An 8273-nucleotide genomic window follows, 5' to 3' on the forward strand; every position below is an offset into this window, starting at 1 on the left:
CACGCTGTTGAGTTCTCAAGGAACGGACGCTTCCTTTGTACTCACCCTCTCGGGCTTTCCTCCGGGCTTCGTTCTTCGTTTCCGACTCTATCAGATCCTTTCGGGCCTGACTCCCAGTCAGCGGGGTTTGTCTTTCCGGCTGTTGGGCCGTTCCGACTCCCGAACTCTAGCGGATTTCCCGGGCGGCTCATAATCGGGCCTTGGAAATGAATTCGGGCATGCCGAATTCGTTCCCGGTGGGAGATCGTGCTGAGTTGGGTGCCGCTACGAGGCGGCGTCATCTGTTCTCACAGAACCGTTCCGGCTCCGGGACAACTCGAAGAACCTTACGGACCCCGGGGGCTGGTGTCAACCCCGGGGCCGCACACCTGGTCAGGCGGGTGACTGGAGGCCTTCGACCCGGTCCAGCAGGCGCGTGAGGATGTCGCCGAGCAGGGCGCGCTCCGCGGTGGAGAGGTCCTGGAGGAGGTCCTCCTCGAAGACCGTGGCCGCTCGCATCGCGTCGAGCCACTTGCTGCGGCCCTCGTTCGTCAGCTCCACGATCACGCGCACGCGGTTGGACTCGTCGCGCTCGCGCGTCACCAGGCCGTCGGCCGTCATGCGGTCGATCCGGTGGGTCATCGCGGCCGGCGTCAGGCCCAGCTGCTTGGCCAGCTCGCTCGGGCCCATCCGGTACGGGTCGCCCGCGAGCACGAGGGCCTTGAGGACCTCCCACTCGGCGTTGCTGATGCCCAGGGCCGCCGTCTGGCGGCCGTACGCGACGTTCATCCGGCGGTTGAGGCGGCTCAGGGCCGACACGACCTTCTCGACCTGGGGGTCGAGGTCCTGGAATTCGCGCTGGTAGACGGCGATCTGCTCATCGAGGCTCGGCTCGTGGACGGGCGTAGTGCCGTCGGGGGTGTCACCCATGGACCGAAGTATGGCACGAGCCCATTGGCGTCTAACTCCTTCGGTGTGTAGAGTTAAGGATCGAACTTTAGGTATGAAGTCTTCAGGCTTCAGTAGTGAAGGCAGGTGAGAAGTGACCAAGGTGATGGGCGCTGCGATGCGGAGGATCCAGGCCGGTAACGCGCTGACCGCGTTCGGTATCGGCTTCACGGTTCCGTTCCTCTATATCTACGTGGCGCAGGTGCGAGATCTGGGTGCTGCGACCGCGACGTGCGCCTTCGTGGCGTTCGCCCTGGGCGCCCTGCTCGCGCTGCCCCTCACCGGTCGGATCATCGACCGGCGCGGGCCCATCCCCGTGGTCATGGGCGCGGCGGTTGCCGCGTCCGTCGGTGCGATGTCGCTCGGGCTGTCGACCGGCGTCGTACCGATCCTGCTGTCCGCCCTGGCGCTGGGTGCCGGGCAGGCCGTCATGCAGCCCGCGCTGGCCACGATGATCGTCTGGTGCTCCACTCCGAGCACCCGGACGCGTGCCTTCGCGCTGCAGTTCTTCATGGCGAACCTGGGCCTGGGCATAGGCGGCCTCATAGGCGGCCAGATCGTGGACGTGAACCGGCCCGGCAGCTTCACCCTGCTGTTCAGCATCGAGGCCGTGATGTTCCTGGTGCTGGCGGGCGTGATCGCCACCGTGCGGATGCCGCACGCGCCGAGCATCAAGGACGCGGTGCCGAAGGACCCCGCCCAGGCGGGCGGCAGCGGCTGGAAGCGGCTGATGCGGCACAAGGCGATGGTTCAGCTCTGCGTGCTGGGCTTCGTGATCTTCTTCGCCTGTTACGGACAGTTCGAGTCGGGCCTCGCCGCCTTCGGTACCGAGGCGGCCGGGATATCCCCCTCGACCCTCGGATTCGCGCTGGCCGCCAACACCGGTGCGATCGTCGTGGCCCAGTTCGTGGTGCTGCGGCTGGTGGAGAAGCGGCGCCGGTCGCGCGTCATCGCGCTGGTCGGTGTGATCTGGACGGGCGCCTGGCTCATCGCCGGCTTCTCGGGCCTGGGGCACGGGAGCGCCATGATGGCCGCCGCCGCGTTCATCGCGACGTACGCCCTCTTCGGCATCGGTGAGGCCATGCTGTCGCCGACGCTGGCCCCGCTGGTGGCCGACCTGGCTCCGGAGGGCTCGATCGGTCAGTACAACTCGGCTTTCGCCCTGGTCAAGCAGATGGCGCTGGCGCTCGGCCCGCTGGGCGTGCCGGTCGGCGCCGGGGTGCCGATGCTCTACATCGGGATCTTCGTCGTGGTCTCGCTCGGCATCGCCTGGCTCGCGCTGCGGCTCGGCAAGCGGTTGACGCCGGTGCAGGACAACCCGTCGCTGCTGAAGGGCGCGCCGGCTCCGGTGGCGGTCCCGCGGGCCGCCGGCGCCGTCGCCGAACCCGTGTCGGCGTAGGTGTGGGCGTACGCGTAGGCAGAGAGAAGGCCCCGGTCCGGTGGACCGGGGCCTTCCGCGTGTCCGGCTACTTGTCCGGCAGGGCGAATTCGCACCAGACGGCCTTGCCGCCGCCCGGGGTGCGGCGGGTGCCCCACGCGGAGGCGATGGTCGCGACGATCGAGATGCCGCGGCCCGTCTCGTCGGCCGGTTCGGCGCGGCGGCGGCGCGGGAGGTGGTCGTCCCCGTCGGTGACCTCGATGATCAGGCGGCGGTCCGTGCGGCGCAACCTCAGGCGCATCGGCGGGGTGCCGTGCTGGAGGGAGTTCGCCACGAGTTCGCTGGCGGCCAGCACCCCGAGGTCGCACAGCTCGATCGGGAAGCGCCAGGAGGCCAGGACGCCCTGGGCGAAGGCCCGGGCGCGCGGGGCCGCCTCGATGCCGCCCAGCAGCTCCAGGGCGGCGTTGTGGAACAGCTCCGCCTCGGGGCCGACGCGGGCGGGCTGCTGGAGGACCATCACGGCGACGTCGTCGTCGTGGTCGGCGTCCACGCCCAGGGCGCGCATCAGGCGGTCGCAGATGACGGCGGGGGTGCCGAGGGCGCCGGAGAGGGCGCGTTCCAGGGCGGCCACGCCCTCGTCGATGTCCTCGCCCCGGCGCTCGACCAGGCCGTCGGTGTAGAGAACGGCGGTCGAGCCGGGTCCCAGGGCGATGGTGCCGGAGGTGTGCAGCCAGCCGCCGGTGCCGAGCGGGGGCCCGGTGGGGTCGGCGGCGCGCCGGACGGTGCCGTCCTCGTCGCGGACCAGGATGGGCAAGTGGCCCGCGGAGGCGTAGGCCAGCAGGCCCTCGCTGGGGTCGTGGACGGCGTACACGCAGGTCGCGATCTGGCTGGCGTCGATCTCGGCGGCGAGTCCGTCGAGGAGCTGGAGCACCTCGTGCGGGGGCAGGTCGAGCCGGGCGTAGGCGCGGACGGCGGTGCGGAGCTGGCCCATGACGGCGGCGGCGCGGACGCCGCGGCCCATCACGTCGCCGATGACGAGGGCGGTGCGGCCGGCGCCGAGGGTGATGACGTCGTACCAGTCGCCGCCGACGGCGGCCTCGGTGCCGCCGGGCTGGTAGAGCGCGGCGATGCGCAGGTCGTCGGGCTGTTCCAGCTCCTGCGGGAGCAGGGAGCGCTGGAGAGTGACGACGGCCTCGCGCTGGCGGCGCTCGGCGGCGCGCAGCCGCTCGACGGCTTCGGCGTGGTCGGTGACGTCGGCGAGGTGGATCAGGACGCCCGCGCTGCGGCGCGCGCCGCCGGCCTCGGGGAACTCGACGGGGGTGCAGGTGGCGGTGTACGAACTGCCGCCGGGCGCCTTGCGGTTCTTGGCGGTACGGGGCTTGCCGCTGCGCAGGACCTGGTCGAGGAGCGGGAGCAGGCCCAGCTCGCCGAGTTCGGGCAGGGCTTCGTGGGCGGCGGCGCCGGTGGGCCGGGGCCCGAAGCCGGCGGCATAGGCGTCGTTGACGTACGCCACGCGATGCTCGGGGCCGTGGACGAGCGCGACGCGGGCCGGGAGGCAGCCGAGGACCTCCCGCACCGAGAGGACGTCGAGGGAGGGCACGGCGGCGAGCGCGGCGGCGGAGCCGGTACCGGTGCCGGAGACGGTGGGGTCCGTGGGGCCGGCGGGGCCGCCGTCACGGCTGGACGGGGTCCGCTCGGGGCCGGCGCCGCCGGGGTCGGCGCGGCCGCCGCGGGCCGCCGGAACGGAGCCTTCGCCCCGCTTGGCCTGGGCTGCGGCGTGTTCGGTCCGGGCGGCTGCGCGGCGCTGCGTTCCGGGGAACCGGGCGCTCCAGCGCGTGAAGTTCACTGCGTTCAAGCCTCGTGGTGTCGCTATTGGTCGCTACATCGCTCATGGTCGGTCGCCGGGTGGCGTCACTCTGTGCAGGTGTGAGCCCACCTATGGTCACACGCCCAGTGTGGCCGACCACACTGACAACGTCAGCGCTGGTTGTCCTTCGGGGGGTTGGAGGCGGGTGGTGGCGGGGGTTCCTTGGGTCCGCCGCCCGCGGCGAGTTCGAATTCGGCCCTGGGGTGTTCGAGGGATCCGAGGGAGACGATCTCGCGCTTGAAGAGCCCGGAGAGGGTCCATTCGGCGAGGACGCGCATCTTGCGGTTGAAGGTGGGGACGCGGCTGAGGTGGTAGACGCGGTGCATCAGCCAGGCCGGGTAGCCCTTGAGCTTGCGGCCGTAGACGTGGGCGACGCCCTTGTGGAGGCCGAGGGAGGCCACGGAGCCGACGTACTGGTGGGCGTACTCGGTGAGCACTTCGTCGCGCAGGGCGTGGACGAGATTGTCCGCGAGCACCTTGGCCTGGCGGACGGCGTGCTGCGCGTTGGGGGCGCATTCGGTGCCGGGCGCCGAGGCGGTGATGTCGGGGACGGCGGCCGCGTCGCCGGCGGCCCAGGCGTGTTCGACGCCCTCGACGGTGAGGAAGGCGGTGCAGGCGAGCCGGCCGCGTTCATTGCGGGGCAGGTCGCTGGCGGCGAGGACGGGGTGGGGTTTGACGCCCGCGGTCCATACGACGGTGCGGGTGGGGAACCGGGCTCCGTCGCTGAGGACGGCGACGCGCTTCTCGCAGGATTCGAGGCGGGTCTCCAGGCGCAGGTCGATGTTGCGGGCGCGCAGTTCACGGACCGTGTATTTGCCCATTTCGGGGCCGACTTCAGGAAGGATCCGGTCACTGGCCTCGACCAGCACCCATTTCATGTCTTCGGGTTTGATGTTGTGGTAGTACCGCGCGGCGTAGCGGGCCATGTCCTCGAGCTCCGCGAGCGCTTCGACGCCCGCGTAGCCGCCGCCGACGAAGACGAAGGTGAGGGCCGCGTCGCGGATGGCGGGATCGCGGGTCGAGGAGGCGATGTCCATCTGTTCGATGACGTGGTTGCGCAGGCCGATGGCCTCTTCGACGGTCTTGAACCCGATGGCGAACTCGGCGAGTCCCGGAATGGGCAGGGTGCGGGACACGGAGCCGGGGGCGAGGACGATCTCGTCGTACTCGATCTCGACGGCGCCGGTGCCCTCCTCCTCGGTGGCGAGGGTGGTGATGGTCGCGGTCCGTTTGGCGTGGTCGATGCTCCGGGCCTCGCCGACGACGATGCGGCAGCGCTTCAGGACGCGGCGCAGCGGTACGACGACGTGGCGTGGAGAGATGGAGCCCGCGGCCGCTTCGGGGAGGAAGGGCTGGTAGGTCATGTACGGCTCGGGGCTGACCACCGTGACCTCGGCCTCGTCGGCTCTCAGTTTTCGCTGGAGCCGTAGGGCCGTGTACATGCCGACGTAGCCGCCGCCGACGACGAGGATGCGTGTCCGGGGCGGGGTGCCGGGGGCCGAGCCCCGGGAGTTAGCAGCCTTCACCATCCCATGACGCAACGTGGCCGGGAGTTTGTCCACAGGCCCGACACATTGTGTGACCGGCGGTGGGGGCGTGACGGCCCGGTGCGGACGTGCCGGTGGGGGGTGAGGTGCGCAGGTCAGGCAGTGCGGAAGGGGTGATTCCGGGGGCTTGGAACGGAAAAGTGGGGGTCAATGCTCCGATCGAGCGATGGTCCGTACGGAGCTGCCTCTTCTGAATTGACTCTGGCTCAACTATGTTCGTAGCCCGTCGAGGAGTCAGGACCAGGGCCCACATGACCGTGGCCCCCCTCGACACGAAGGCGGGGACTGTCTCCGGGGGGAGACAAATGATTACCGGGGGAAACATATGCATATTTCCGATTTCCATGGTTCTGCGACCGCGCTCTCGACCGAGAGTGTCGGCCGTGTGATCGCTGGTGGCACCTCGCACGGTGTGGGTCGTTCCACGCCTCTGCGGGTCGACGCACAGCGCAACCTCGAGCACGTCCTGCGCGCCGCGCGCGAGGTGTTCGGCGAGCTGGGCTACGGGGCTCCGATGGAGGACGTCGCGCGGCGCGCCCGCGTCGGCGTCGGCACCGTCTACCGGCGCTTCCCGAGCAAGGACGTCCTCGTACGGCGCATAGCCGAGGAGGAGACCTCCCGGCTGACCGAGCAGGCCAGGGCCGCGCTCGGCCAGGAGGAGGAGCCGTGGCAGGCGCTGTCGCGCTTCCTGCGGACCTCCGTCGCCTCGGGCGCCGGGCGGCTGCTGCCGCCGCAGGTGCTGCGGGTCGGCTCGGTCGGCGAGGACGGCCAGGACGTCCTGGAGGCCGTCGCGGTGGACGCGGCCCGGGTGCCGCAGCAGCGGCAGGCCGCCGTGGTCGGCGGACAGCCGGACCTGCGGGTCGTGGGCGGCCGTGCGTCGGTCGAGGACGAGCCGTCCGAGGACTCGGGCGCCGGTGCGCTCCTGGAGGTCGTCGGCCGGCTGGTCGACCGCGCCCGGGAGGCCGGGGCGCTGCGCCGTGACGTGACGGTGGCCGATGTCCTGCTGGTTATAGCGACGGCCGCGCCCGCGCTGCCGGACCCGGCCCAGCAGGCGGCCGCTTCGGCCCGGCTGCTGGACATCCTGCTGGAGGGGCTCCGGTCGCGGACCGCCTGAGGCGGTTGCCGGTGAGCCGACCTGACCGCCCTGGGGTGGTCGTCGGTGAGCGGGCCGCCCTGGGGTGGTCGTCGGTGACGGGTGTGGCGCGGTGGGTCCTCCGGAGAACCGGGGGGCCTTCCGCGCGCTCCGTCGGGTGAATCCGTGGATCGGCCTCCTCGAACGTCCCGTCACTCGGACGGGTGAGGTCTCGTGCGCCGGTTCGCCGATTCCCGCCCGGACGAGTGGATGGCGTCCGGAGCGGTCCGGCGCGCGTGCGCCGTGTGCCACGCTGGATCGGTGTACCGGTTGAGTGTGTCCTGCGGGGGCTTGCGCGATGGGCGTTGACGGGCGGGAAGATCCGGTCTCCGGTGCTCCGGGTCACGACGGCGACGCCGAGACGGGCGCTCTGCCCGCACGACAGGTTCCGGCCCAGCGCGAACCGGGTGGCCGTACGCCGCCGGGTGCCGTGCATCCGCCGGGTGCCGTGGGTGGCCCGGGGGCGGAAGCGCCCATGTCCGATGCCGGGTTGATCGCGCGGATGCGCGGTGGTGACGACGGTGCCTACGAGGAGCTCTTCCGTCGGCACGCCGATTCCGTGCGCCGGTACGCGCGCACCTGCTGCCGGGACGCCCACACCGCCGACGACCTGACCGCCGAGGTCTTCGCCCGCACCCTCCAGGCGGTACGCGGCGGGGCCGGGCCGGACCAGGCGGTCCGGGCCTACCTCCTCACCACCGTCCGGCGGGTCGCCGCGGCCTGGGCGAAGACCGCCAAGCGGGAGCAGCTCGTCGAGGACTTCGCGCTGTTCGCGGAGCAGGCCGGAGCGGGCACCGAAGCCGGAGCGGGGCTGGCGCCCGGCGCGGACACCCTGGAACTGGGCGCGGACGTACGGGCCATGCACGAGGCCGAGCAGTCGCTCGCCATGCAGGCCTTCCGCAGCCTGCCCGAGCGGTGGCAGGCCGTGCTGTGGCACACCACCGTCGAAGAGGCCTCCCCGAGCGCGATCGCCCCGCTGTTCGGGCTGACCGCCAACGCCACCGCGGTCCTCGCCAGCCGGGCCCGCGAGGGGCTCAAGCAGGCCTATCTCCAGGCCCATGTGAGCACCGCGCTGAGCGAGGGCGGGGACTGCGCCCGGTACGCCGACCGGCTGGGCGCCTACGCCCGGGGCGGGCTGCGGATGCGGGCGGAACGAGGGCTGCGCAAGCACCTCGAGGAGTGCGTGAAGTGCCGGCTGGTCGCCGGTGAGCTGAAGGACGTCAATGCCGGGATCCCGGCGCTGCTTCCCGTCGCGGTCATCGGGTGGTTCGCCGCCGGATACGCGGCCAAGGCGGCCGGGGTGGTGGCCGGCGGGGTCGTGGCCGCGCCGCCACCGGTCTCGGGTTCACGGCCCTGCTCGGGCTGTCCCTGCTGCTGGTGGCCACGCCGCTGATCGTGTGGGCGATCGCCCCGGACCACGTG

At 71.7% G+C, this 8273-nt stretch carries 5 protein-coding genes and 1 pseudogene; 3 read left to right on the forward strand and 3 right to left on the reverse strand.

Going from position 1 to position 8273, the window contains the following annotated elements:
* Positions 1-372: 372 nt before the first annotated feature.
* Positions 373-909: a MarR family winged helix-turn-helix transcriptional regulator gene (locus ABT084_RS37355; protein WP_330331671.1), complete on the reverse strand. Its 537-nt coding sequence runs from the start codon at positions 907-909 to the stop codon at positions 373-375.
* A gap of 124 nt (positions 910-1033) precedes the next feature.
* Between ABT084_RS37355 and ABT084_RS37360 the strand changes: the two genes are divergently transcribed.
* Positions 1034-2326, forward strand: a complete 1293-nt coding sequence (locus ABT084_RS37360) for an MFS transporter (RefSeq protein ID WP_351054156.1) — start codon at positions 1034-1036, stop codon at positions 2324-2326.
* A gap of 67 nt (positions 2327-2393) precedes the next feature.
* Here ABT084_RS37360 and ABT084_RS37365 read toward each other — a convergent pair whose 3' ends face one another.
* Positions 2394-4151, reverse strand: coding sequence for an ATP-binding SpoIIE family protein phosphatase (locus ABT084_RS37365; protein ID WP_351054159.1), 1758 nt, complete (start codon positions 4149-4151; stop codon positions 2394-2396).
* A 131-nt stretch (positions 4152-4282) separates the two neighbouring features.
* Positions 4283-5701 carry an NAD(P)/FAD-dependent oxidoreductase gene (locus ABT084_RS37370; protein WP_351054150.1) on the reverse strand — a complete coding sequence of 473 codons (1419 nt, stop codon included), beginning with the start codon at positions 5699-5701 and terminating at the stop codon, positions 4283-4285.
* Between the two features lie 343 nt (positions 5702-6044).
* Here ABT084_RS37370 and ABT084_RS37375 point away from each other — a divergent pair, with 343 nt between their 5' ends.
* Both ABT084_RS37375 and ABT084_RS37380 read left to right on the forward strand, forming a co-directional pair.
* Positions 6045-6833 carry a TetR/AcrR family transcriptional regulator gene (locus tag ABT084_RS37375; protein ID WP_351054153.1) on the forward strand — a complete coding sequence of 263 codons (789 nt, stop codon included), beginning with the start codon at positions 6045-6047 and terminating at the stop codon, positions 6831-6833.
* Between the two features lie 316 nt (positions 6834-7149).
* Positions 7150-8178 (forward strand): annotated as a pseudogene (locus ABT084_RS37380) (sigma-70 family RNA polymerase sigma factor); the annotation flags it as partial.
* Positions 8179-8273 lie beyond the last annotated feature (95 nt).

It is taken from the genome of Streptomyces sp. NPDC002138, from assembly GCF_040296485.1.
GTDB lineage: Bacteria > Actinomycetota > Actinomycetes > Streptomycetales > Streptomycetaceae > Streptomyces.